This window comes from Chryseobacterium sp. HNCC26DJ241, from assembly GCF_057180505.1.
Map to the genome: position 1 here is coordinate 1 of NZ_JBXUGL010000024.1, position 26,963 is coordinate 26,963.

25 protein-coding genes are annotated in these 26,963 nt (G+C 33.8%); 14 read left to right on the forward strand and 11 right to left on the reverse strand.

Annotated features, from left to right (window positions below; genetic code table 11):
• The first annotated feature begins 291 nt into the window (after positions 1 to 291).
• Entirely contained in the window at positions 292 to 888 is a 597-nt protein-coding gene (locus AC2A1C_RS11410; RefSeq protein ID WP_484025841.1) for a superoxide dismutase, read from the forward strand.
• A gap of 67 nt (positions 889 to 955) precedes the next feature.
• Here the strand turns inward: AC2A1C_RS11410 and serS are convergent, their stop codons facing one another.
• From serS to AC2A1C_RS11465, 11 genes are all read right to left on the reverse strand, one after another.
• Complete coding sequence (gene serS, locus AC2A1C_RS11415; RefSeq protein WP_484025842.1) at positions 956 to 2,224, reverse strand: serine--tRNA ligase; 1,269 nt, start codon at positions 2,222 to 2,224, stop codon at positions 956 to 958.
• A gap of 102 nt (positions 2,225 to 2,326) precedes the next feature.
• Entirely contained in the window at positions 2,327 to 2,827 is a 501-nt protein-coding gene (locus tag AC2A1C_RS11420; RefSeq protein WP_484025843.1) for a hypothetical protein, read from the reverse strand.
• Between the two features lie 14 nt (positions 2,828 to 2,841).
• Complete coding sequence (locus tag AC2A1C_RS11425; protein ID WP_484025844.1) at positions 2,842 to 4,089, reverse strand: oligosaccharide flippase family protein; 1,248 nt, start codon at positions 4,087 to 4,089, stop codon at positions 2,842 to 2,844.
• Between the two features lies 1 nt (position 4,090).
• Positions 4,091 to 5,737 carry an asparagine synthetase B family protein gene (locus tag AC2A1C_RS11430; protein WP_484025845.1) on the reverse strand — a complete coding sequence of 549 codons (1,647 nt, stop codon included), beginning with the start codon at positions 5,735 to 5,737 and terminating at the stop codon, positions 4,091 to 4,093.
• A gap of 56 nt (positions 5,738 to 5,793) precedes the next feature.
• Positions 5,794 to 6,918, reverse strand: a complete 1,125-nt coding sequence (locus tag AC2A1C_RS11435) for a glycosyltransferase (RefSeq protein ID WP_484025846.1) — start codon at positions 6,916 to 6,918, stop codon at positions 5,794 to 5,796.
• A 92-nt stretch (positions 6,919 to 7,010) separates the two neighbouring features.
• Entirely contained in the window at positions 7,011 to 7,502 is a 492-nt protein-coding gene (locus tag AC2A1C_RS11440; RefSeq protein WP_484025847.1) for a hypothetical protein, read from the reverse strand.
• Between the two features lie 21 nt (positions 7,503 to 7,523).
• Positions 7,524 to 8,309 (reverse strand): (Fe-S)-binding protein, encoded by a 786-nt coding sequence (locus AC2A1C_RS11445; protein ID WP_484025848.1) that lies wholly within the window; start codon positions 8,307 to 8,309, stop codon positions 7,524 to 7,526.
• 14 nt (positions 8,310 to 8,323) lie between these two features.
• Positions 8,324 to 8,785: a GNAT family N-acetyltransferase gene (locus AC2A1C_RS11450; RefSeq protein ID WP_484025849.1), complete on the reverse strand. Its 462-nt coding sequence runs from the start codon at positions 8,783 to 8,785 to the stop codon at positions 8,324 to 8,326.
• 1 nt (position 8,786) lies between these two features.
• Positions 8,787 to 10,115, reverse strand: a complete 1,329-nt coding sequence (locus tag AC2A1C_RS11455; protein WP_484025850.1) for a 4Fe-4S dicluster domain-containing protein — start codon at positions 10,113 to 10,115, stop codon at positions 8,787 to 8,789.
• 12 nt (positions 10,116 to 10,127) lie between these two features.
• The gene (locus AC2A1C_RS11460; protein ID WP_484025851.1) at positions 10,128 to 11,078 is read right to left on the reverse strand and encodes an MlaD family protein; all 951 of its coding nucleotides are present in this window, start codon (positions 11,076 to 11,078) and stop codon (positions 10,128 to 10,130) included.
• 120 nt (positions 11,079 to 11,198) lie between these two features.
• The gene (locus AC2A1C_RS11465) at positions 11,199 to 13,343 is read right to left on the reverse strand and encodes a peptidylprolyl isomerase (RefSeq protein WP_484025852.1); all 2,145 of its coding nucleotides are present in this window, start codon (positions 13,341 to 13,343) and stop codon (positions 11,199 to 11,201) included.
• A 238-nt stretch (positions 13,344 to 13,581) separates the two neighbouring features.
• Here AC2A1C_RS11465 and lon point away from each other — a divergent pair, with 238 nt between their 5' ends.
• From lon to AC2A1C_RS11530, 13 genes are all read left to right on the forward strand, one after another.
• Positions 13,582 to 15,981 carry an endopeptidase La gene (gene lon / locus AC2A1C_RS11470; protein WP_484025891.1) on the forward strand — a complete coding sequence of 800 codons (2,400 nt, stop codon included), beginning with the start codon at positions 13,582 to 13,584 and terminating at the stop codon, positions 15,979 to 15,981.
• A gap of 114 nt (positions 15,982 to 16,095) precedes the next feature.
• Positions 16,096 to 17,841, forward strand: a complete 1,746-nt coding sequence (locus AC2A1C_RS11475) for an agmatine deiminase family protein (RefSeq protein WP_484025853.1) — start codon at positions 16,096 to 16,098, stop codon at positions 17,839 to 17,841.
• 30 nt (positions 17,842 to 17,871) lie between these two features.
• Positions 17,872 to 18,252, forward strand: coding sequence for a DoxX family membrane protein (locus tag AC2A1C_RS11480; RefSeq protein ID WP_484025854.1), 381 nt, complete (start codon positions 17,872 to 17,874; stop codon positions 18,250 to 18,252).
• A 190-nt stretch (positions 18,253 to 18,442) separates the two neighbouring features.
• The gene (locus AC2A1C_RS11485) at positions 18,443 to 19,363 is read left to right on the forward strand and encodes a DUF4349 domain-containing protein (protein WP_484025855.1); all 921 of its coding nucleotides are present in this window, start codon (positions 18,443 to 18,445) and stop codon (positions 19,361 to 19,363) included.
• Between the two features lie 186 nt (positions 19,364 to 19,549).
• Positions 19,550 to 21,190, forward strand: a complete 1,641-nt coding sequence (pgi, locus tag AC2A1C_RS11490) for a glucose-6-phosphate isomerase (protein WP_484025856.1) — start codon at positions 19,550 to 19,552, stop codon at positions 21,188 to 21,190.
• A gap of 97 nt (positions 21,191 to 21,287) precedes the next feature.
• The gene (locus tag AC2A1C_RS11495; RefSeq protein ID WP_484025857.1) at positions 21,288 to 21,509 is read left to right on the forward strand and encodes a hypothetical protein; all 222 of its coding nucleotides are present in this window, start codon (positions 21,288 to 21,290) and stop codon (positions 21,507 to 21,509) included.
• Positions 21,499 to 21,789: a type II toxin-antitoxin system RelE/ParE family toxin gene (locus AC2A1C_RS11500; protein ID WP_484025858.1), complete on the forward strand. Its 291-nt coding sequence runs from the start codon at positions 21,499 to 21,501 to the stop codon at positions 21,787 to 21,789. Before AC2A1C_RS11495 ends, AC2A1C_RS11500 begins: the two co-directional genes overlap by 11 nt.
• A 25-nt stretch (positions 21,790 to 21,814) precedes the next feature.
• Positions 21,815 to 22,699, forward strand: coding sequence for a bifunctional 5,10-methylenetetrahydrofolate dehydrogenase/5,10-methenyltetrahydrofolate cyclohydrolase (locus AC2A1C_RS11505; RefSeq protein WP_484025859.1), 885 nt, complete (start codon positions 21,815 to 21,817; stop codon positions 22,697 to 22,699).
• Positions 22,689 to 23,324: a 7-carboxy-7-deazaguanine synthase QueE gene (locus AC2A1C_RS11510; protein WP_484025860.1), complete on the forward strand. Its 636-nt coding sequence runs from the start codon at positions 22,689 to 22,691 to the stop codon at positions 23,322 to 23,324. The genes AC2A1C_RS11505 and AC2A1C_RS11510 overlap by 11 nt, the downstream gene beginning before the upstream one ends.
• A gap of 34 nt (positions 23,325 to 23,358) precedes the next feature.
• Positions 23,359 to 24,732 (forward strand): exopolysaccharide biosynthesis polyprenyl glycosylphosphotransferase, encoded by a 1,374-nt coding sequence (locus AC2A1C_RS11515; protein WP_484025861.1) that lies wholly within the window; start codon positions 23,359 to 23,361, stop codon positions 24,730 to 24,732.
• Positions 24,733 to 24,767: 35 nt separating this feature from the next.
• A complete protein-coding gene (locus AC2A1C_RS11520; protein ID WP_484025862.1) occupies positions 24,768 to 25,520 on the forward strand; it encodes an MlaE family ABC transporter permease in 753 nt (250 codons plus the stop codon).
• On the forward strand, positions 25,520 to 26,338 hold the full coding sequence (locus AC2A1C_RS11525) for an ABC transporter ATP-binding protein (protein WP_484025863.1): 819 nt from the start codon (positions 25,520 to 25,522) through the stop codon (positions 26,336 to 26,338). Before AC2A1C_RS11520 ends, AC2A1C_RS11525 begins: the two co-directional genes overlap by 1 nt.
• Positions 26,322 to 26,945 carry an outer membrane beta-barrel protein gene (locus tag AC2A1C_RS11530; protein ID WP_484025864.1) on the forward strand — a complete coding sequence of 208 codons (624 nt, stop codon included), beginning with the start codon at positions 26,322 to 26,324 and terminating at the stop codon, positions 26,943 to 26,945. Before AC2A1C_RS11525 ends, AC2A1C_RS11530 begins: the two co-directional genes overlap by 17 nt.
• Positions 26,946 to 26,963: the final 18 nt, after the last annotated feature.

A 26,963-nucleotide genomic window follows, 5' to 3' on the forward strand; every position in this document is an offset into this window, starting at 1 on the left:
GTTCTGATTTATTATTCAAGTCTTCATAAGTCATGACGCTAAGATAAATAATCTATTATGAAAGAGGTCTAATTTATTTTTTTTGAATTGTAATATCTAATAGATTCTATTTTTGATACAAAGTTAATTTGATATTCGCTTTTTATAAGTAGCAAAATTAAATTTGTAAACCATATCAGAAATTTAATTTTATCTATCAGCGTTATAATATTTTTTTACAATAGTATAATATAAACTTTATTTGGATTTAGTAAATTTGAATTTAAATATTTAATCTAAATAAAAAATATTATGTCATTTGAATTACCAAAATTAAGTTACTCTTACGATGCTTTAGAACCAACCATTGATGCCAGAACAATGGAAATTCACCACACAAAACATCATCAAGCATACATTGATAATCTGAATAAAGCTATTGCAGGAACAGATTTGGAAAACAAAACTATTGAAGAAATTTGTACAAAAGGAACTGATAAACCTGTAGTACGAAATAACGGAGGCGGACACTTCAATCATACATTATTTTGGGAAATCCTTACACCGGGAGGAAGTAATGAACCAATAGGTAATGTAAAAAATGCTATTGAAAATTATGGTGGTTTTGAAAAATTTAAAACCGATTTTTCCGAAGCTGCAAAAACAAGATTTGGTTCAGGATGGGCTTGGTTAGTAAAAAACAATGATGGTTCTGTGGAAGTATCTTCTACTCCTAATCAGGACAATCCTTTAATGCCTGTTGCAGACAAAAAAGGAACTCCAATCTTAGGACTTGATGTATGGGAGCACGCTTATTATTTAAATTATCAAAATAGAAGACCAGATTATGTAACTGCTTTTTTTGACCTTATCAATTGGGATAAAGTAGAAGAGCTTTATAATAAATAAAAAAATCATAAAAAATCCGCTTCAGTTGAAGCGGATTTTTAGTTTATTAATAATATTCAAGTTAGAATTAGTTTATAAACTCAAATCTTGCATATTCGGCAATTTTCTTAGGAATCCGAATTCCGTTTTCTGTCTGATTGTTTTCCAGCAAAGCAGCCATAATTCTCGGAAGAGCCATTGCAGATCCATTCAATGTATGAACCAGTTGGGTTTTTCCTTCTCCTTTATATCGGCATTTCAAACGATTAGATTGGAACGTTTCAAAATTGGAAACAGAAGATACTTCCAGCCATTTTTCTTGGGCAGCACTCCACACTTCAAAATCATACGTCATAGCAGAAGCAAATCCTGTATCTCCACCGCAAAGTCTCAAAATACGAAACGGCAATTCAAGGTCAGTTAAAATTTCTTTTACATGTTCTACCATTTCTTCCAAAGCGGCATAAGAATTTTCAGGTTTTTCAATTCTTACAATTTCTACTTTTTCAAACTGATGAAGGCGATTCAATCCACGAACATGAGCTCCATAACTTCCTGCTTCTCTTCTGTAGCATTGAGAAAAAGCCGTATTTTTCACCGGAAGATCTTTTTCATCCAAAATTACATCTCTGTAAATATTGGTAACCGGAACTTCGGCAGTCGGAATCAAATACAAATCATCTTCGCCAATATAATACATCTGTCCTTCTTTATCCGGAAGCTGACCTGTTCCATATCCGGAAGCTTCATTCACAACATGAGGCGGATTGACTTCCATATAACCGGCATCTACGTTTTTATCCAAAAAATACTGAACCAAAGCTCTTTGCAAACGTGCACCTTTTCCAAGATAAACCGGAAAACCCGCTCCTGCAATTTTCACTCCTAATTCAAAATCAATCAGATTGTATTTTTTTGCCAATTCCCAGTGTGGAATTGCACCTTCTCCAAGTCCGGAAACTTCCACAGATTGGAAAACGATTTCATTATCATCGGCAGAAACTCCTGCTTTTACTCTCTCATTCGGAATATTCGGAATCTGATACAAAATCTGTAAAAGCTGATCTTCGCTTTCTCTCAATTTTTGCTGAAGATTTTGGGAGTTTTCTTTGTATTCGGAAGTTTTAGCTTTTGCAGCTTCTGCTTCCTCTTTTTTCCCTTTCTTCATTAGCATTCCGATTTCTTTCGATATTCTGTTCATCTGAGCAAGGTTTTCGTCCAGCTCAAATTGTATTTTTTTACGTTCATCATCTACAGAAATGGCTTGTTCCACCAATTCCGGATTTTTAAAATTTCTTTTTTGTAAACCTTCCAAAACGCGATCTTTACTTTCGCGCAAAAAATTAACTTGTAACATAAAAGTTCAATGTTTAATATTCAAAGTTCAATGTTAAAAGCTTTCATAAAAACTTTGAACACTGAACTCTAAACTTTGAATTAATAATTGCAAATTTAGCGATTATTTCGAGATTTTAATGATATTCGGCTGACCGTCTTGTTTTGTAAATACCAATTGATTGTTATACCACGCTTTTTGAAGTTGGAAAACCTCTGGTTTCAAAACATAATTTAGAACAAGATTATCTTTGAATGTGGAAGTAGTAGAATTCGTAGTCTTTTTTGTTATAATCAAAGTGATTTTAGATTGGTAGATTTTCGCATTCGTGTCTGAAGAATCAATCAGGATTCTTTTTGCCCCCGAAACATATTCAATATATTTTACAGAATCTGCATCATATTTTAGAGAGAAAGAAACAGGTGCATTATCAGTAGTTCCATTTACATCATTCATCGAAATACTTTGGTACGAACCGGCAATTGCAGAATTCAGCATATCCTGACCTACAGAATCTATGTAAAGATTCGTAATCTGATCTATTTGCTGAACAGTTTCATCATTGCCACGACAACTTACAATCGCCATCAATACGATCAAAACTGCAAAAAAAACGTTCTTCATTTCACAAAGATACTTTATTTCAGTTTTCGGAGGTAAAGGAAGAATGAAAACATAAGAAAAAATCCTGTAAAAATTAAAGTGGACGCCATAGAAACAGCCATTCCTTTTACTCCCAGATCCGGAACCAGAATTGCAGAAAATACCAGCAGAATAATAAGCGCCAAAACAGAAACTGTTGTATTGACTTTCATCAACCCAACCGCCGAAAGCAAATTTCCATAAAGATTCCGAAACAGCATATTCATACAAAAAGCTCCCAAAAGAATGGTAAAAAGCAAAGTATTATCTGAATATTTTTCGCTAAAAAACAAATGAAGAATTTCCGATCTGAAAAAATATCCAACAGCAAAAATCAAAACACAAACCGGAATAAAAATTTTATAATAGTTGGAAATATAATGAACTAAAAAAACACGATTTTTAAAATTCTTCGCTAAAATAGGAAAATCACTTTGAAGAAAAGTGAGTGCTAAAAATGTAATATTAGCTGGAATCAGAATGGCGACTTTATAATTGGCAACTGCGTTTTCATTCATTAAAAATCCGAGGAGCAAAACATCGGCAGAAAATAATGCATCGGAAAGTAGTGCCGTTCCGGACGAATGCAATGCGTAGTTCCAGATTTCTTTCGTATTCAAACTCAAACCTTTTTTTTCTGAAAAAATCTGATCTTTTTTATACCAAAATAGCGAAATAAAAGGAGCTATTGCATTGGCAATCAAATATCCGATCATTCCAAAAAAATACGTCAGAACCAACATCAGAACCAGAGTAGAAATATTGATAACATTGTTGATTTTTGCAAATTCTTTATTATTCCCGCTAATTCTGAGTTCCGATTGAATATGGCTAAAAAAATACGTTCCGAAAAGTCGTATCGCAAAAAATAAAAATATCCAGAAAATATCTTCGTATTTCGTAGTATAAAAAACGCTAATTATTAGAAATACAACGCTCAATAAAATCTGATAGAGAAATCCTTTACGAAATAAATATGTTGAAAGTATTTTTTTATCGGTTTCAGATTCTGAAATAGAGCCAAATCTCAGAAGACTTTGCATACTTCCAAATCCACTGAAAGGCGAAAAAATGGAAAATACAGAAGCAACTATACTCAATGTACCAAAATCTTCTTCCGGTAAAAGCCTGATTATGAATAGCGAACCTGCAAAAGCGCAAATCTTGGCAACCAAAAGCGAAACGAAAACATATTGCCCTTTGTTCTGAAAAAATGCTTTTACAAAATCTGCTAAACTTTTCATTTTAAAAATACAGCTTAAAAATTGCTAAAATATGTACAGCCATAGCTTTAGAATAAAAATCCGTAGAACTAAAAAGTTGGGAAACTTCATTTTTCAGATCTGCATAATGGTCTAATCTTCCGATATTTTCTTCAAAATAGTTTTGATAGTAGTTCTGATTTTCTACACTCCTGTCAAAATAATACTGATATGGATACATACTCGCATTTTGTGGAGCATTCAATATTTTTTCATTTATTTTTTTAAAAACAGGTTTCAGAAAACGATCTCCAAATGCAGTTTTCCAGGCTGCATTGGGCTTCATCAGTGTTCTTTCCCATGCATACTTTGTAGCTTCTTTGCAATATTTCGATATCCATTCCAGATAAAAATGATGGTTGTGTTTCCAACTTTCAGGAAGAGTAATCGCAAATTTCAGAAAATCTTTCGTCATAAAGGGCGAAGTCTGATACGCTTTTTGCTGAAAAACGTGAGCTCCTAAAAGTGTCCGATTAAATGCCAGATTCCGGATAAGAAACGTTTCTTCCGTTTCATATTTTTTCAGAGTTTCTTGCAATGAATCTTGAATTTTCTGAAGAAATACAGGATTGGAAACAATCTTGAATTGCGAAGGTTTCATACGTTTTGGTTCAGAATTGAAGCCTCCCAAAACTCCATCACCAATCTGTCCACTGTGAAAAATCGAAAAATTTTCATAGTGCAATCGGTCTACTGCGTGCTGCACATGAATTCCACCGGTGTACAAAACCAATCCTTCGGAAATTTTCGTAAGCTGATCTATTTTTTTGAGAAAACTCCCATCATCCAAAGAAACAAACTCATAATGAAGAAGATAATCTTTTGCTATTTTTCGGGAAATAGTTTCGTCAAAATATCCGGATTGTGAAAAGCAGAATACATTATCCGGAATTTTTTGATTCTTAATAGCATACAATAATGCAACACGGCTGTCCAAGCCACCACTGAGAAGCGAAAGATGATGCGTTCCCAATTCGTCGTCTTTTTCATATTCCAATAGGATGGATTGGGTAAATACCTCATCCATTTTCTGAAAAGCCCTGTCTTTAGAATGTGCAAAATACGATTCATCGAAAAAGGAAAAATATTTTTTTTCACTGAAATTCAAATCATTACAATTTATTTCAATGTAATGTCCATCATAAACTTTAAAAACATTTTCCAGAATGGTTTTATTTTCCAGCATATTTCCATAACACAGAAGCTGATAAACAGAATTTAAATCCGGTTTGGAAACGATTCCTTTTTCTTTTAACGTTTGGTTTAGTCTTATCAAGCTGGTATCTACAAAGAATTGTTCATTCATTTTTGAATAAAAAACTCTTTGCGTGGAAGTAGGATTCGTAAAAACAAAAATTTTCCCTGAAATCTTATCCCAAATAAATCCACGAAATTCCCCTTCAAATTCTTTGATGATGCTTTCCTTTCGATTATTGTACACTTCCAGAACGAACGTTCTGAAATCTTTCAGTGCATATTCCTGAAGAAGTTTTTTCTTATTCAGTACAACTCCTTCAATCAAAAATTCCAAATGACTTTCCTGCAAATGAAAATCATCATACTTCCCGGAAAGAAAAGTTCTGACTTCGGTTTGGTTGTCTGAAATGGTAATAGAAAATCCGGAATTCATCTTATTTTTCTATTTATAAAAAACGAAAATACGGGAAACATTCTAATATTAGGATATTATTTTTCAAGAATTTCTTTATAAACAGCATCAAATTTTTCGGCAATTTTCTGCATAGAAAAGTTTTCTTCTACATATTGATGAAGTTTTTCAGGAGAATCAAACTTGTTTTTGGAAACTAAAACGTTCTTCATGGCCTCATAAAGTTCAGCTTCGGATTTTTCAATAATCATTCCGCAATTCTGATGGACAATTTCAGGAATTCCGCCAACATTTGTCGCAATTACAGGAATTCCGGAAGACATAGATTCTAAAAGAACACACGGCAAATTTTCATAATTGGAAAAAAGAACAAAGCAATCGCTGCTTCTCATTTTTTCAGCCACCTCAACAGAGGAAATTTCTCCAAAGGTTTTAATATAATTTTCCGCTTCTAATTTTTTAATCAATTGATTCAGTGTTTCCACATCGCCATCTCCACCAATATGCAATTCAAAATTCTGAAATTCATTTCGGAGACGTGAAGCTGTTTGTATAATTAAATCAGGGTTTTTCAATGGAATCAAGCTGGAAACGTGCAAAAATTTAAACACTTTATTTTCATGCTTTTCAGTAATGAATACATTGGTATCGACTACATTTTCCACAATTTTATATTTTTTCCCAATGTTCAATTCTTGCAGATTATTCATCAGATTTTTGCTTACCGGTAAAATGTAAGATGCATAATCTGCAATTTTCCGGGCAATAAAAAGCTGGGATTTTGAAAGTCTTGAACGATTGATTTTCAAAAAACCAGACCAATGTTCAGAAATTATAAAAGGAATTTTATAGTTTTTTTTCAGCCAGACCGCAAAAAGCATATTATTCTGCATCACATTTCCGTGAACAATATTCGGTTTCTGTATTTTCTGAAAACCGACTTTATACGCTTTCATTCTTCTAAGAAAATTCAGAGCCGGATTTTTAGATTGTGGATAATACACAATCAGGGTTCGAATTCCGTTCACTGTTCTATCATCGAAAATATATTTTACTTTCTGAGAAGGATCTCCAATTGCATGAAGAATCTCCACATGATGAAGCAAAGAAACGGCTTCTGCATGACGCTGTACAAAATTTCCGTTTGTAGATTCCAGTTTATTCGGAAACCATGATGAAATAAAGAGAATTTTGTAGCGCATCCTAAAAATTTATTCACACAAAAATAATGCATTTCAAACAAAAAAGCTCTCCGAATTTTTCCGAAGAGCATTTATACTACGTTTAATTATTTTTAATCCAGATAAATTCCTGCCCAGCTTCTTTTCAATGGTAAAAGAAAATCTGAAAGGAAACTTACATAGGTAGATTTTGAAAAATCAAAAACTTCAATATTTTGAGAAATTTCTCCGCTTTTCAATCCGTTTCGGAATTCGGAGAGTTTCATGGTTTTTACTTCTCCATTTTCCACAAAGCTGGCTTTCATTCGATCAAAAAAACCAAGATCAAATTCTTTGTCCAATTCACGAATCACTCCTGTCAAAGAATCTATGGAACAACCGGAAGCCATTTCCTTTTCTTCATCTACACAAACAACAATAAACTGATTTTTTTCAATTTTAAAAGAAGAAGAAAGCGGTTTTCCATGAGCAGCCCAAGTCGCCAAAAAATCAAATAATTTTTCAGAAATTGCTTTAGCTTCTTTTGCTGTAAAAGGTCTTGATGCAGGATAAATGATTACTCGGTAATCATTGGTTTCTATTATTTCGGATTCTTGTATTTTCATAATTGTTGGTCGGATGTAAATTTACAAATCTTCGGTTTCAGCTAAAAGCTCTGCAATATCTTTAACGGCAACTTCTGTATTTTTATTGAAATGCTTTACACCGTCCGTCATCATCGTCATACAAAACGGACATCCGGTTGCTATAATATTCAGATTTTCAGAAAGTGCTTCTTCCGTTCTTTCAATGTTGATGTCTTTATTTCCTTTTTCCGGCTCTTTGAACATTTGTCCACCACCAGCTCCACAACAAAGCCCGTTTTGGCGACAACGTTTCATTTCTACCAGTTCGGCATCCAATTTTTCTAAAAGTTGGCGAGGTGCTTCATATTCATCATTTGCTCTTCCCAAATAGCAAGGATCGTGAAAAGTGATTTTCTTTCCTTTGAAACTTCCGCCTTCGATTTTCAATCTGCCTTCATTCATCAATTGCTTTAAAAATTGTGTATGATGCAAAACTTCATAATTTCCTCCCAATGAAGGATATTCGTTTTTCAAAGTATTAAAACAATGAGGACAGGCTGTTACAATTTTTTTAACTTCATAAGCATTGAGAATTTCAATATTGGTAAGAGCCATCATCTGAAAGATGAATTCGTTTCCGGCACGTTTTGCAGGATCTCCGTTACAGGATTCTTCCTGTCCTAAAACTGCAAATTCCACCCCAATTTTGTTAAGAATTTTGCAGAAAGCACGAGTTATTTTTTTTGCTCTGTCGTCAAAACTTCCGGCGCAACCTACCCAAAAGAGAACTTCAGGAGATTTGCCTTCGGCAGCATATTCTGCCATTGTTTTTATTGTAAAATCCATATTCTAAATTTGGATTAATGATTTAATTTTTTTGTCATTTTGATATTACAGCGTTGATATTCCGATTTTTCAACAGGAACTTCTTCAAAGCCAAATTTTTTGTAAAGATGAATAGCCGGAGATAATTTGGTATTGGAATACAAAATCAAATTCTGAGCTCCCATTTCCTTAGCATTATCTATACAACACTGAATCAATAAATTTCCGTATCCTTTTCCTTGTGCCGATTCATCAACTCCCATTTTGGTAAGTTCCAGTTCGTTATATTCATTGTACATCAAGGCAACTGTTCCTTTCGGAATATCATTTTCTACTGCGAAAAAAATTCTTCCTCCATTGTCTAAAATATACTTTTCCGGATCGGAAAGCACTTCTACATCATAAGGTTCTGCTACAAAATATTTTCCCAGCCAATCCATATTCAATTTTTTAAAATATGGAGCCCACTCTTTTTTATATGAAACTATTTCAGCCATTTTATTCTGTTGCCCATTTTAGACGATCTGCCTGATTGTATTGCCAAGGCGCTCCATTATTTTCAATATTGGTCATCATCAGATTCCATTCTTGAGGAGCAGAAGATTCTTCCATTATCATAAATCTTCTCAAATCCATAATAATAGAAAGTGGATCAATAAGAACCGGACACGCTTCTACACAAGCATTACAAGTTGTACACGCACGAAGTTCTTCTCTTGAAATATGATCGTCCAACAATTTTTTCCCATCATCTTCAAATTTTCCTTTTTTGTTGATTATTTTCCCCACCTCTTCTATCCTATCTCTCGTATCCATCATAATTTTTCTTGGAGATAGCTGCTTCCCGGTAATATTGGCAGGACAAACAGCAGTACATCTTCCGCATTCTGTACAGGAATAGGCATTGAGTAGCTGAACTTTATTCAAATCAAAAATATCGCTTGCTCCAAATTTTTCAGGAACTGCAATCGGATCTGCTTCAGGCGGTGATGCATAAGGATCAGCATTCGGATCCATCATCAGTTTTATTTCTTTGGTAACAGAATCCAGATTATTGAATTTTCCTTTTTTATTGAGATTGGCAAACCATGTATTCGGAAAAGCGAGGATAATGTGTAAATGTTTGGAGTAATATAAATAGTTCATAAAAAACAATACTCCCAAAATATGAAACCACCAAGCTGATTTCTCAATACTATGCAAAGTTTCTAAACTAAAGTCTTTAAAGAAAGGAAACAAATATTTTGAAATTGGAAAATTATTAGAAAAATTTTGGATATTCCATTGTGCATCTGCATAATAATCCGCTCCATTCATCATAAAAAATGCCACCATAAGAGCAAATTCTATAACTAGAATCCAGTTGGCATCATTTCTTGGCCAGCCGAAAAGCTCTTTCATATTGAGCCTTTTAACGCCTAAAAAATTTCTACGGATAAAGAAAACAACAACCGCAACAATCACTAACAAAGCTAAGACTTCCAAGGTTGCCGTAAACACAGCATAAAGAGAATGACCAAAAATTCCGAAAAGAAAACGATGCGTACCAAAAATACCATCTATAATAATTTCGATCAGCTCCAAATTGATAATCACAAAACCAACATACACAAAAATGTGAAGAATTCCGGCAATGGGTCTTTTTGTCATTTTGCTTTGTCCAAGTGCCACTTTTGCCATGGTTTTCCATCTTTCCGGTTTATTATCGGATCGATCAATAGCTTTCCCTAATTGAATATTTCTATAGATTTCTTTCAGGCTTTTTGCAAAAAGTCCGATTCCGGCAATAAGACAAATCAGAAAAAGGATGTTATCAATATATTGCATGATGTAATAGTATTAGTCTTTATTATTTTTTCCGAAAACTGAAAAATTAACATAACGTTTCGGATTGGCTTTCAAATCTTCTGCTAAAGCATTCATACTTGCAGCCGTCTTATTTAAGTTTTTATAAAGTTCATCATCTTTTGTTAATTTACCAAGACTTCCCTCTCCTTTTTCTATGCCAGAAATAATGTTATTCATTTTACTGGTAGTGATACTGAGCTGGTCGATAGTGGCGTTCAGTTTTTTTGTATCAATATTTTCCGCCAAATTTCCATATTTATCTATTGCAGTTCTTGCACTAATGGTTGCAAGGTTGGCATTATCCAAAACTTTCTCAATTTTAGGATTGGAATTTGCCAATAAAGCATTGGTTTGTTTCGAAGTAGCTTCAAATGCTGTAACGGTAGTATTAAGATTATGAAGCAAAGCAGCAAGTTCTGCTCTGTTTCTTTCATCAAAAATTTTATTGGCATTATTGGTTAGAGAATCTACACGTTTCAGAACCACCTGAAGCTGATCTTTCACAGGTCCTACTTGTGAGGAAAGACTGTTCAAAACAGATGGTTGGTAATTTCCTGTCAAAGTGTCTCCATCTTTTGCAAAAGGTCCACCATAAGCAAGATTCACACGCATTTCTTTTCCGGACATCAATCCCGGTTCAAATACCTCAAGAGTAGATTTTTTGGAAAAAATATACTTGTCATCTACTAAAATCTTGACAACAAAATGCATCTTACCCGTTTTTCCGATAACAGGCTTTATTTCATCTACCTGACCTACTTTTAGTCCATTGATAGAAATCGGACTAGAAGGTTCCAAACCTTCTACATTATCGAATTGTGCATAAAAAATATTATCTGTAGTAAAAAGGCTTTTCCCTTTCATAAACTGGTATAGATAAACAAATCCACCGATTGCAAGAACTGCAATTAAACCCGCTTTTATCTCTTTTGAAATTTTCACTTTCTTCTTTTTTATCAATTAACAAATATAATTATTTTATCCGTTGTGTTTTTCCAAACCTATGCCAAAGACCAAAAAAAGCGACATTTCTGCCGCTTCTATTGTATTCTGAATAAAGGATTATTGTTGCCCTTTATTATAGACTTCATTTCTATAATCTTCAATATCTGCATTATCCTGAAGACTCTTCATCAAACCTTGTCCAAACATTTGAGAATTTTGCTGAGAAATAGATTGGATCATACTTTTGATATCACCCGGCTGCTTATTCGTAGAAAGTGATTTTCTCTGAACAATATACACTCCTGAAAACCCTTCTACTGGATTTGAAACCTTATTATTTCCTACTCCGAAAGCAGCACCTGCAACTTTTGGCTCCATTGATCCTAATATTGACGGATTTAAAAGATTAATTTGCGCTGTCTGTCTTGATGTTGCAAACAATTTTGCAATTGCATCAAGTGAAGTTGCTTTTGCAGCGGTAATTTTTTCCTGAATTTTTTTAGCAAGAAGTTTATTCTTTATTATTGGCTCTACTTGTTCTCTTACGCTTTCAGGATCTGCACTTCCTGCTTCCTGAATTCCGTTTACAAATGCAACGATTTTGTCTCCGGTTCCTTCTACAGTAAAGATTTCGGTATCTCCTTTTTTTCTATCTTTTTCAAATGCCCAAACAATTACATCATTATCCTTATCTGTACCAACTCCCGGAATTTGTCCCTGAAAACGGGTTACATTTTTAGGATTGAAAAATTTATAATTATTTTTCTTAGCGATGTTAGAGAAATCATTGAACGATTTACCCTGAACCTGCTGAATGTATTTTGTAGCTTTCGTATAAATATCATTTTCAGTTTTGTCGGATGCTTTAATTGCTTTTACAAGATTAGCAACTTTGTAACCCATTGCTCCTGCTTTCTTGTCCTGAACATTAATAACATGATAACCAAATTGAGTTTCTGCTAATCCTGTTGATCCTTTTGCATTACTTGCAAGGAAATTTAAATATCCAGGTGCAAATTGACTTTCTGGTGTAGTCCAACCCACACTTCCTCCTCTTTGAACTGCATTTGGCTCATCAGAAAGTTTAAGTCCATCCGCAAATTTTGCAGGATCTGTCTTTATAAGAGCCAATAAACTGTCTGCAATTTTTTTAGCCTGTTCTTTAGTTCTGCTTGCAGTAGAACGTTCTGCTCCTTTGTATGCAATCAAAATGTGTTTTGAAAGAGTAGAATCTGATGGCTTTTTATCCAAAAGTTTAGAAACTACATAAAAATTTTGTTCTTTATATGGCCCGAAAACCTGTCCTACACTTGCTGTTGCAATCTTGTCTTTAATTCCAGCAGGCAATTGATTAGCCGGAAAATATTGAGGCATAAAACGGATATCAGAATTAGCTTCCACGAAAAGAGAATCATTCGTAGTATTTAGGAAGTTTTCTTTTCCGCCGCTTGCTTCGCTTCCAACGTTAAGCAATTTATCAATATCTTTCAAGGTAGCTGCATCATCTGCAGCACTTGGTACAGCAGGGAAATATACTACTCCAAGATTTCTACTTGCATCTCTTTTGAAGTTGATAGGATGAAGTTTAATATAATCTGTAATATCCTGAGTTGTAACTTTCACTGGATTTTTTTGTGCAAAAGAAGTATAATCAATTTTCACAAAATCAATTGTAGCCAACTGATCTCTTAGTTTTGCCACTTCTTCAGCTTCTTTTTTACTGGTTGTGATTGCAGAAGATATATTAGCAAAAACTTGTCTTGCCATTATTCTATATTCGATCGTTTTTCTGGTTTTCAACCAATTGTTATATTGTTGAATTTCTCCACTATTTTTAAGATCTTCAATTTGCTTTTTTAGTTCCTGAACCTTGAAGTTTCCTTTTTCATCTAAAAATGCCGGATTCTGAGCAAACATCTGGTCATACTGAACTTGACTCCAGAAAAAATCATCAGTCATTTTCATGCCCATTTTTTCAAATTGCTGTTTAACCAACTTGCTTTGAACAAGAACTTGCCATGCTTGTTCTTCCAGCCCATTTGTAGGCTGCCCCTGTTGCTGAGCTTGTTGCTGAAGAATCATGAGTTGATCATTAAACTCTTCTCTTGTAATTTTTTCTCCGTTTACTTTTCCAAAAACATTGGGATCTTTCCCGAATACCTTATCAATACTATCCGGATTTACCAAAAATGCAAGCAAAGCAATTGCAATTGCTCCCATCAAAAGCCAAGGACGTTTTCTAATCTCTCCTAAAACTGCCATCGTATATTATTATATTTTTATCAGTCTGCGAAAATACACATTTTTAAAATATTAGAAAAATTTAAATCTCTTTTTTAATTATTGTTATAAAACAGAATTTTTGAAATTCTGACCATTTTGTAAATATGGCATAGGAATTGGGCGATAAGTTGTTACCCTTAAAAAGTGTTTGATTTTCAAACAAAACAAAAAAATAAGCATTATTTTAAAAATAAAAAATGACAGATTGTCACATAATATGGTAGAATTTGAAGACTTTGATTTCGGAGATATTGTAGATGAAAATTTTAGTATTGTAGCTGAAGAAATTGATCTTTCCGAAAAAGAAAATGATAAAAGTAACGAGCAAAAAATATATCCTGTTCTTCCCGTAAGAAACATGGTGATGTTTCCTAAGGTAATTATTCCAATAACAGCAGGAAGAGACCAGAGCAAACAGCTTTTAGAAGAAGCTCAGAAAAATGGAGAACTTATAGGAATTCTTAGCCAAAAGAACTCTAATGTTGAAAACCCATCCGAAAATGATTTGTTTGCTGTAGGAACTATTGCAAGAATCATTAGAATCATAAAACTTCCAGACGGCAACATCACAGCAATAACAAGAGGTATTGAAAGATTTAAGATAAAATCTTTTGTAAGCGATCAGCCGTATTATAAAGCCAAACTTGACAAATTAAAAGATACGAAACCTAAAGATAAGGAAGGATATGAAGCACTTTTAGCCAATATTAAAGATTTGGCTTTAAAAATTATTCAGCTGGATCCCAATATTCCAAATGCTGCCAATTTTGCCATTAATAATCTTAACAACAGTGAAGATCTACTAAATTTCATCTGCACAAATGCTAATTTTCCCTCTTTGGAAAAACAGAAACTTCTTGAAGAAAAAAGCCTTCAGAAACGTGCAGATTATTGCTATGAACTAATGTTGGAAGATTTCAGAAAATTGGAACTTCGCAATCAAATTCATCAGAAAACCAACAGAGAACTGGATAAAAGCCAAAGAGAATATTATCTGAACCAACAGATGAGAACCATTCAGGAAGAATTGGGTGGTGGTCCGGATTCTGACGTGGAAGAACTTTTGGTGAAAGCAAAATCCAAAAAATGGAATATTGAAACCGAAGAGCATTTTCAAAAGGAAATAAAACGCTTACAAAGACACAATCCGAATTCTCCGGATTATAACGTGCAGAGAAATTATTTAGATTTCTTTACCGATTTGCCTTGGGAAAATTATTCCAAAGATATTTTTGATATTAATAAAGCTGAAAAAGTTTTGGATAAAGCTCATTTTGGATTAGAAGATATCAAAAAAAGAATTTTGGAACACATGGCTGTTCTGAAACTTAAAAGCAATATGAAATCCCCGATTTTATGTTTGGTAGGACCTCCCGGTGTCGGAAAAACTTCTTTGGGAAAATCTATTGCTGATGCTTTAGGTAGAAAATATGTACGTGTTTCTTTAGGTGGTCTTCATGATGAAAGTGAAATTCGTGGACATCGGAAAACGTACATTGGAGCAATGGCTGGAAGAATTATCCAAAGTATCAAGAAAGCAGGAACTTCAAATCCTGTTATTGTTTTGGATGAAATTGATAAAATCGGACAAGGAATTCACGGAGATCCGAGTTCAGCCTTATTAGAAGTTCTTGATCCTGAACAGAATAATTCATTTTATGATAATTATCTGGAAATGGGTTACGATTTATCAAAGGTTATGTTTATTGCTACTGCCAATACGCTTTCTTCCATTCAGACACCACTTTTAGACAGGATGGAAATCATTCAGATTGCAGGCTACACTTTGGAAGAAAAAATAGAAATTGCAAAAAGATACCTCCTCAAAAAACAACAGGATGAAAATGGTCTTACCACAAAATCTTTCAAACTCGGCAATGCCGAATTAAAGCACATTGTGGAAGCACATACTTCCGAAAGCGGTGTAAGAACTCTGGAAAAAAGGATTGCTGCAATCGCTCGTTGGGTTGCTTTGCAAACTGCAATGGAAAAAGATTTTGATTCTAAAATTTCGATTGAAAAAATTGATGAAATACTCGGAGTTCCGAGACCGAAAAGTTTATCGGAAACCACTTCTGTTCCGGGAGTTGTAACAGGATTGGCATGGACAAGTGTAGGTGGTGATATTCTATTCATTGAAAGTATCGTTAGCAACGGAAAGGGAAATCTTACCATGACGGGAAATCTTGGAAATGTGATGAAAGAATCTGCTACAATTGCTTTAGAATACATCAAAGCCAAACATACAGAATTAGGAATTGATTCCGAAGAAATTGAAAAGAAAAACATTCACGTTCACGTTCCGGAAGGTGCTACTCCAAAAGACGGCCCTTCTGCCGGAATTGCCATGCTTACCTCCATGGTTTCAAGTTTCAGGAATAAAAAAGTAAAGCCGCATCTTGCCATGACGGGAGAAATCACACTTCGAGGAAAAGTTCTTCCTGTAGGCGGAATTAAGGAAAAACTTCTCGCAGCAACAAGAGCCGGAATAAAAGATGTAATTCTTTGTGAAGCCAATCGGAAAGATGTGGAAGAAATCAATAAAGAATATCTTAAAAACCTCAATGTTCATTACATCAATAATATGAATGAGGTTATTAAAATTGCTTTGAAATAAATCTACAGGTAGTTTTACCATAATTGAATAATCCGTTCAGAATTTTTTTCCGAACGGATTTTATTTTATTCATCAATTCAATTTTTTTATAAATTTGTTGTTTATACTATTTATATGAAAAAAATATACTCTGGTTTTCTGCTTTTTTTACTGTATGTAAATTCTATTAACGCTCAAGAGATTCTTCCAAAAGGATTATCCCCGGAAGAACAGAAAATCGTTTCCAGCTACAACTTTAAAGGAGACGAAAAAACACCGGCTCCCAGTCTTCCGGTAAGAACAGCAGCTCAATGGGAAGAAGTAGAATATCTAGTACTTTCCTGGAATAATCAATATAAAAATATACAAAGGCAAATTGTGCAAGCAGCCGTAAAAGAATGCAAAGTTCTGATTGCAACACAAAGTGAGGCAACCGTGAAAAGCTATCTGACATCCAATGGTGTAGATCTTACCAATGTACGATTTTTGAATGCTGCAACCAATAGCATCTGGATAAGAGATTATGCTGCTAATACAGTTTATACCAATGATGTAGGAAGCCGTGCTTTGGTGGATTGGATATACAATCGTCCACGTCCATTGGATAATGTTTTGCCATCAAAACATGCAGCTTATCTTAATGTTCCGCTTTATATTACCGACACTTCTCCAAATGATTTGGTAAATACCGGTGGAAATTTCATGTCTGATGGAATGGGAAATGCTTTTGCTTCAAAATTAATTTTGGAAGAAAATATGTCCGGAAATTCTTATGGTGTGAGTCCTAAAACAGAAAATGAAGTAAATACAATCATGCACGATTATATGGGAATTAATTCTTACCGTAAAATGAATGTTCTGCCATACGATGGGATTCATCATATTGATATGCACATGAAATTATTGGATGAGGAAACAATCCTTGTTAGCCAATATCCGGAAGGAGTTGCAGATGGCCCATACATCAAACAAAATATAGATTACATAAAAAATACATACAAAACACCTTTCGGAAACGACTACGACATCAAATGGATTCCGGCTCCACCCAGTACAACAGGTGCTTATCCTGATACTGGAGGCTCTTACAGAACTTATACCAATGCTGTAATTATCAATAAAACCATTTTAGTTCCTACTTATCGTCCGGAAGTAGACGACGCTGCTCTTAATATTTACAAACAATTGATGCCCGGTTACAAAGTTGTGGGAATAGATGTTGATAATTCCGGAGAAGATTTGATAAGTCTAAGTGGAGCTATTCATTGTATTACCCATACAATTGGCGTTGCAGATCCGTTATGGATTACTCATTCCAAAATAAAAAGCGTAACCTCTTTTACTGTGCCTGTAGAAGCTCAGATCAAACATATTTCAGGAATTTCCCAAGCTAAAGTTTTTTGGAGAGAATCGGGAAGTACAGTTTTTCAGGAAACAAGTATGACGAATTCTACTGAAGATAAATGGAAAGCAAATCTTTCTCTTCCTTCAAACTCAAAAAAAATCGAATATTATATTTGGGCTCAAGCTAATTCAGGAAAATCCATTTCTCGTCCGATTGTTGCTCCAGATGGATATTGGAGCTTTAATGTAAATCAACAATTTGCTGTAGAAGAATTGAATACCAACAATATACAAGATCCTTTTCCGAATCCTACAAGTAACAAAGTATCTTTCAATGTAAAGAATCTTTCTGGTGATACTAAAGTTTCTATTCATACTATTTTGGGACAAAAACTTTCTGAACAAAAAATAAAGACTGAAAACGGAATCATTACGCTTGATCTTAATCCAAAATGGAACGGTGTCCTTCTGATCACTTTTGAAGGAAAATTTGGTAAAGTGACAAAGAAAGTCATTAAAAAATCTGAACTGAACTAAAAATTCTCTCAATTTTAAAATTTTTGAACTATGAAAATCGTAAAAACCATCATTTTTGTATTATTTGCATTAATGTTCATTAATGCCGGCTTGGACAAGTTTTTCCATTATATGCCAATGCCGAAAGATATGCCGCAAGAACAGATAAATGCTTTTAATTCTCTTATGCAAGTTACATGGTTGCTGCCATTGGTTGGTGCAGTCGAACTAATTGGAGGATTACTGGTTATTTTCCCAAAAACCAGAACACTTGGCGCAATTGTTATTTTACCGGTAATGGTTGGAATTTTAGCACATAATTTCACGGTTGCTCCGGCTGCATCAGGAATTATCATGTCTTTAGTTCTTTTCATTATTAATCTTTGGATTTTGTTTGATAACAAGCATAAACTAAATGCAATTTTCAGTTAAAACAATATTATTTTAATAAAATTTATAAAGCCTTTCTTGTTGATAAGAAAGGCTTTTTATTTTACAAAACATTAAAAATCAAAACATTGTATTGCAAATTCTCTTTACAGAAACAAAATAATGCATTTACAAACTTTACAAAGATTTCAGGCGGAAATTTGGAGTAGTCAAACCCGAAAAATAGATCGTCATGAAAACAAACTATTCAAAATTCCTTATCTGTGTATTAGTAGTAAGCATTATTTTTTCTTGCAAAAAAGGAGAAATAGCAGAAGCGGATTATAATTCTAAAATTTCAGCAACAGCCGATTCAGCAGCAGTAGTTTCGGACAGCATTTCTTCCGCAGCTACAATGACGGTAAAAGACAAAAAATTCATCAAAACCGCAAGCGTGGATATGGAAGTGAAGGATGTTTATGATGCTACTATTTCCATAGAAAAATCTGTAACTGATTTGGGCGGATTTGTTACCAAAAGTAACCTCAACAGCAATGTGGTTTCAAGCGAAACATTCAATACATCAGATGAAAATGCGATGATGGTGAAAAAATTCCAAACCGAAAATTCTATGGAAGTGCGTGTTCCTACCGAAAATTTGGGAGAATTTTTACAACTCATAAACAACAAAAAACTTTTCCTGAATTTCAGAATTATTACTGCTGAAGACGTAACCGCCAATATAAAATACGCCGGACTGGAAGCCAAAAGAACGCAAAAAACAGGAGAAAACATTGCCCAGCTAAAAACCAATAAAGATAAGGTGAACATGAGCAATGAAAATATGAGCGAAGAAAATATTCAAAAATTAGAAAGCATGAATATTGCTGATAATCTGAAATATAGCACCATTAGCATCTACATCAAAGAGCCTCAACTAAGAATTGCAGAAATCCCTGTAACCAATTCTAAAAATATTGATAATAAGTATAAATTCAATTTTTTCTACGATGCAAAAAATGCTTTTGTAGAAGGATATTATCTGATACAAATGATTCTGGTAGGAATTATAAAAATCTGGCCATTCGTTTTAATCGGAATTGTAATTTTCTATTTGTTAAGAAGAAAAAAAATAAACTTCAGCAAACAAAATTCAAATCCATCGGAAACGTAACCTTCGGGTGATCTTCATAGTTTTAATTTTGATTTTTACAGCCTTCGGAATTTTTTTTTCGGAGGCTTTAAAAATTCACATTCCCTTCACGTAAAGCATACATTTAAGATTACAATTTTTATGTAAATTTGCAGCTTCAAAATACTAAAGATTTTAAACTCATAATTAAAATAATTTGTAATTAAGATGTTATCTAAAATAAATCCAATACATACCAAAAGCTGGGAAGCACTTGAAAATCATTTCGCACAAAATGATTTCGAAATGCGAAGTCTTTTCCAATACAATCCGAATCGTTTCCATGAATTTTCAGTAAAAAGGGAAAACTATCTTTTTGATTATTCTAAAAACCTGATGGATGCTGAAACTAAAAAACTCCTTCTGGATTTGGCCGAAGAATGCCAACTGAAAGATGCTATTTCCAAAATGTTTTCTGGTGACAAAATCAACGAAACAGAAAGAAGAGCTGTGCTTCACACTGCGCTCAGAGATTTCTCGGATAAAGAAATTCTTGTAGATGGCGAAAATATAAAACCGGGAATCCGGAAAGTTCTGGAACAAATGAAAACCTTCTCAGAAAAAGTAATTTCTGGTGAACACAAAAGTTTTAGCGGAAAAGAAATTACCGATATTGTCAATATCGGAATTGGAGGTTCGGATCTTGGACCAGTAATGGTGGTTTCTGCATTAAAACATTTTAAAACAAGGCTTAATGTACACTTCGTTTCGAATGTAGATGGAAACCATATTGCCGAAGTCGTAAAAAATTTAAATCCTGAAACTACGCTTTTCATTGTTGCTTCCAAAACATTTACTACTCAGGAAACAATGACGAATGCCAACTCTGCAAAAGATTGGTTCTTAAAAGTCGGAAAACAGGAAGATGTAGAAAAACATTTTGTAGCTTTATCTACTAATATTCAATCGGTTAAAGCATTTGGAATTGCAGAAGAAAATATTTTTGAATTCTGGGATTGGGTTGGCGGAAGATATTCGCTTTGGAGCGCAATTGGTTTAAGCATTTCTCTTGCAGTTGGTTATGAAAATTTTGAACAACTTCTGAAAGGTGCTTATGAAACAGATGTTCATTTCCAAACCACCGATTTTTCTGAAAACGTACCGGTTTTAATGGCTTTGATTGGAGTTTGGTATCGCAATTTTTACGGAGCAGCTTCTTATGCAATTCTTCCATATTCTCAATATTTGGATAGATTTGCTGCGTATCTTCAGCAAGGAGATATGGAAAGTAATGGAAAATGCGTAGACCGAAACGGCGAATTTGTGGAATATGAAACCGGCCCAATAATTTGGGGAGAACCGGGAACCAACGGACAACACGCTTTCTATCAGCTGATTCACCAAGGAACTGAATTGATTCCTTCCGATTTTATTGCTTATGTCAAAAGTTGCAATCAAATTTCTGATCATCAGGAAAAACTTTTGGCTAACTTTTTCGCTCAAACTGAAGCACTTGCATTCGGAAAAACAGAAGAAGAAGCAAGAGAAGAGCTTCAAAATTCCGGAAAATCAGAAGAGGAAACGGAAAGACTATTAAACTACAAAGTCTTCCATGGAAACACTCCCACCAATTCATTGCTAATTAATGAATTAACTCCTTTTTCGTTAGGTCAATTAATTGCTTTGTATGAACACAAAATCTTTGTGCAAGGTGTAATTTGGAATATTTTCAGCTTCGATCAGTTTGGTGTGGAATTAGGAAAAGTTTTGGCAGGAAAAATCCTTCCGGAATTGGAAAGCAATGAGAAAATTTCTTCTCACGACAGCTCAACAAACGGGTTGATTAATTATTACAAAGAGAATAAGTAAGGCAGTTTAAGACTTTATCAAATTTTAAAAAATCTTTGACAAAGTTTTGTACACCAATCCTCCGGAATTTTGATTAATTTTGAGTAAAATTAAGACGATGACACAGATTACCATACAAATAAAAAACAAAGAAGAAGAAACCTTCATAGAAACTTTTTTGAAGAAAATGAAAATTAGCTTTGAAAAAAGCGAAGATGACGATTTTGAATTTACGGATGAAATGAAAAAAGTAGTGGATGAAGCGTTGAAAGAAGATAAATCCAAATTTCGGGATGCTTTTGAAGTCCTTGATGAAGTTTCTAAAAAATATGGCATTTAAAATTAAAATTTCATCACTTGCTACTCGTAATATTCATGAAGCTATTCAATATTATAGTTTTAAATCAAAGCCAACAGCAAGAAAGTTTAAAAAGAAAGTTCAGGAAGGATTTAATACCATCAAAACAAATCCTTTCTTCATTGTAAAATATAGAGAAGTAAGAGCTTTGCCTGTCAATAAATTTCCTTATTTAATATTATTTGATGTAGATGAAAAAAATATGATTGTTAATATCCTCTCCGTTTTTTGTACACATCAAAACCCTGAAAAATATCCGTAAATAAATTTAACAAATAATAGTAAAAATGGCTCAAATCCTTGATGGTTTATCACTGTCCAAAAAAATAAAACTGGAAATAAAGGAAGAAGTAGAAAAAATCCTTGCCAATAAAAGAAGAGCTCCGCATTTGGTGGCTATTTTGGTAGGAAATAATGGTGCAAGCAAAGCGTATGTAAACAGTAAAGTAAAAGATTGTGAAGAAGTAGGATTTCGTTCGACACTTTTAAAATTTCCGAGTACCGTTTCCGAATCAGAACTTTTGGAAAAAATTGATGAACTCAATAGATCTAAAGCGGTAGATGGTTTTATTGTTCAGCTTCCGTTGCCGAATCAGATCGATCAGGAAAAAATCATCATGGCGATTGATCCCAGAAAAGATGTGGATGGTTTCCATCCTGAAAATTTTGGAAAAATGGCATTAGAAATGGACACTTTTTTGCCGGCAACTCCGTTTGGAATTTTAACGTTATTAGAACGTTATAACATTGAAACCAAAGGAAAACATTGCGTCATTATTGGAAGAAGCCGAATTGTAGGAAAACCAATGAGCATTCTGATGGGAAGAAAAGATTTTCCGGGAAATTCCACTGTAACGCTTACACATTCTTACACAGAACACATTGAAGAATACACCCAGAAAGCAGACATTGTAATTACAGCTTTGGGCGATCCTAATTTCTTGAAAGGAAGCATGATAAAAGAAGGAGCCGTAATTGTAGACGTGGGAATTACCCGTGTTGAAGACCAATCCGAAAAAGGATACCATCTTGCAGGTGATGTAGATTTTGAAAGCTGTAACGAAAAAGCAAGCTGGATTACTCCCGTTCCTGGTGGAGTTGGACCCATGACAAGAGCAATGCTGATGAAAAATACTCTGCTTGCTTATAAAACCTCAGTTTATGATGACTAAAGAAGAACAGGAAATATTGATGAACGAAGGAAGAATGCTTCCCGTAATGGAACATTTTTATACCATTCAAGGAGAAGGTTTCCATACCGGAAAAGCAGCTTATTTTATTCGATTGGGAGGTTGTGATGTTGGCTGCCATTGGTGTGATGTGAAGGAAAGCTGGAATCCCGATCTGCATCCGCTAATGAATGCTGAAGAAATTGCAGAAACTGCTGCAAAATATTGTAAAACTATTGTGCTTACAGGTGGAGAACCATTAATGTGGAATCTCGAGATTTTAACTAAAAAATTGAAAGATTTGGGTTGCACTATTCATATTGAGACTTCCGGAGCGTATCCAATGAGCGGACATTTGGACTGGATTACACTTTCCCCAAAAAAAACCGGTCTCCCAAAAGAAGAAATTTATAAAAAAGCAAATGAACTTAAAGTAATTGTTTTCAATAATAACGACTTTAAGTTTGCTGAGGAACAAGCATCTAAAGTTTCCGAAAACTGTATGCTCTATCTCCAAAGCGAATGGAGCAAAAGAAACGAAATGTATCCAAAAATTACAGATTTCATTATGGAGAATCCAAAATGGAGAGCTTCTGTGCAAACTCATAAATATTTGAATATTCCGTAAATTATTTTAAATTTACCTTCCCTGAATACATTATATGCAACGAATTCGATATTCGAGATATTTCAAATCTTTATTCATACTTATTGACGTTATCATCATTACGGCAATTTTTGTTCTTTTCTTTTTCAGGAACAATGATTATAAATTTGATAAAAATATTGAAGAGCATAATTATATTCTTATCATCATTTTCGTTTTTTTCTGGATACTTTTAAGTGGACGTACCAAATTGTACAGCATACCTAGAAATCTTACCTATACCATCTATCTGGAAAGGCTCATCACGCATATTTTTATTTTTATTTTTGGAGTTATTCTTCTGGCAAAAGTAAGCAATAATGAGTTTTTGAAGGAAGACCGTTTTATAATTGCGGGAGCACTTTTCATTCTTTTATTTTTTGTAAAATCCTTTCTTTTCTTTTCCCTGAAATACATCCGTACTTTGGGAATCAATCATAGAAATGTTATGTTTTTATCCGAAAATTCTTCTTCGGAAATACTTAGAAATATTCTTACACAAAGGAAAGATTACGGTTTTAAAATTTTTGATTTTCCGGCAGAAAAAGATCATAATATTCCAGAAATTGTAAAATTTTGGAAAGACAATGGAATTCATACCATGTATCTCCCATCAGAATATTCTGAAATGGAACACGATTTTGAACGCCAACTTTTCCGTGAAGCCGAAAAGCATAAAGTGAGAATAGCGCTCATTCCGAATATTATTCAAAACAATTTTTTCCGGTATGATCTCACTTATATTGAGACTCAGCCTGTTCTTTCCCAAACCAAATTTCCGCTTGATTATCTTACTAATTTTATTATAAAAAGAACTTTCGATATAGTATTTTCAGTGATTGTTCTTGTACTAATCTGTAGTTGGCTTTTTCCGATTATTGCTTTATTGATAAAACTTGACAGTAAAGGTCCTATTTTTTTCTTTCAGAAAAGATATGGTTTTCACGACGAAGTTTTTAAATGCATAAAATTTCGTACGATGTACAAAAATGGAAATTCTTCAACAAAAACTACAGAAATGAATGATGCAAGAATCACCAATTTCGGAAAATTTCTAAGAAAAACCAGTCTTGATGAATTGCCTCAATTTATCAATGTACTATTAGGTGATATGTCCGTAGTAGGACCTCGACCTCATATGTTATTGGTAGATGATTATTATAAATTAAAAATAGGAAGATATTCTATCAGAAGTCATGTAAAACCCGGAGTTACAGGATTGGCACAAGTGAATGGTTTACGTGGAGATTCTGGAGACATGAATATCGGAATGCAAAAAAGAATTCTTGCGGATACATTCTATGTAAAAAACTGGAGCTTTGTTTTGGATCTGGTAATAATTTTCAAAACGGTTTTTCTTGTAATCAAAGGAGATAAAAAAGCGGTATGATTTTTTATTCATAAATAAAACACTAATTTCGCAGGATGCTAAAAAAATTTTTTGAACACATTGGTGCATACATACTTTTGGTAGGTATTTCTTTAAAAAAGCCTCAAAAAATGAAGGTATTTTTAAAGGATTTCATGCGGGAGATTTATGATTTAGGGGTTAATTCTTTTGGATTGGTTGTCTTTACTTCCGTATTTGTGGGTGCTGTAGTAGCCATTCAGATGTATAATAATTTCAGTGCTTCCAGTTTTCCTATTCCCAATGCATTTGTAGGATATGCTACAAAAGTGGTATTGGTATTAGAATTTTCTCCTACTATCATAAGTTTGATTCTTGCAGGAAAAGTAGGTTCTTATATTGCTTCCAGTATTGGTACGATGCGTGTTTCCGAACAAATTGATGCATTGGATATTATGGGCGTGAACTCTGCTAATTTTTTGATTCTTCCAAAAATTTTTGCATGTGTACTGTTTAATCCTTTACTTATTGCGATTAGTATCTGTGTCGGAATTGTCGGTGCTTATTCAGCGGGAGAACTTACCGGAAATTGGACTACAGCAGAATTTACGACAGGAGTACAAATGTATATGCCAACTCTTTTTATTAAATATGCATTTATAAAAACACTGGTATTTGCATTTATTATTGCCACCGTTCCAGGATATTTCGGATATTATGTAAAAGGAGGTTCGTTGGAAGTAGGTAGAGCCAGTACACAAGCTGTAGTTTGGACAATGGTTTTCATTATTATTTCAGAATTATTATTAACTCAAATGCTTTTAAGCTAATGATAGAAGTAAAAGATTTGAAAAAAAGTTTCGATAGCTCAGAAATTCTGAAAGGAATTACTACTTCTTTTGAAACCGGAAAAGTAAACCTGATTATCGGGCAAAGTGGTTCAGGAAAGACCGTTTTCCTGAAATCTCTTTTAAACGTTTATGAACCCACTTCGGGAACAATTCTTTTTGACGGAAGAGATATTACAGCCATGAGTCCTTTGGAAAAGCAGCATTTGAGATCGGAAATCGGAACTGTATTTCAGGGAAGCGCACTTTTTGATTCACTTACAGTAGAGGAAAACATTTCCTTTCCTTTGGATATGTTCAGCAATCTTACTTATAGAGAAAAGAAAAAAAGGGTGATTGAAGTAATGGGGCGAGTTCATCTTGAAAATGCCGGAAAAAAATATCCTTCCGAAATTTCGGGGGGAATGCAAAAAAGAGTGGCTATAGCAAGAGCTATTGTAAACAATCCGAAATATCTTTTTTGTGATGAGCCTAACTCCGGTCTTGATCCTTATACTTCTAATATTATTGATGATCTTCTATTGGAAATTACCAAAGAATATAATACTACTACCATCATCAATAGCCATGACATGAATTCTGTAATGACAATTGGCGAAAAAATTGTATATTTAAGGCTAGGTGTAAAAGAATGGGAAGGAAATAAAGATATTCTCATTACTGCCGGCAATAAAAATCTAATTGATTTCGTTTATTCTTCAGAGCTCTTCAAGGAGTTAAGAGAATATTTATTAGAGAATAATAAAACCTCTATCGAAAATATAATAACTAAACCACAAGAAAATGAAAACAATATTTAATACACTCCTTATTTGTACTTCAGTATTTGCCTCAGCGCAAATTAGTTTAGCCGGGAAAGCCAACTTACTTTTCCCAACAGCTTCTCCTTCTTGGGAAAATTTGAAAAACACTGCTAATAATGCTTATAATTCCAATGGTAAAAACAATGTAGGCTTCAATGTAGGACTTTCTTTAAAAATTTCTACACCTACCTCATTTTTTGTAATGCCGGAATTATACTATACCACATTTAAAAATGAAGTTACCGATGAAAAGACCGGAACTACATTGGAAGCGAAGAGCAACAGAGTAGATCTACCTGTACTTTTAGGATATAATTTATTGGGAAAAAATCTGGGCGTTTTTGCAGGCCCTGTTGCAAGCTATAATATAACTTCAGATGATACGTTTCAGGATTTTCAGGAAAATGCAAAAAATAATTTTACGGTAGGATATCAGTTCGGGGCACAAGCGCAAATTAATAAACTGATTTTGAATGCCCGTTATGAAGGTTCATTTTCTAAAGACCAAAGAGAATTCATTAATAATAATGTAGCCGGAGGTTATACTGTTCGATATGATAACAGACCCAGCTTGTTCATTGTTGGTTTAGGATATCAATTCTAAAACAATAGTTTTGACAAA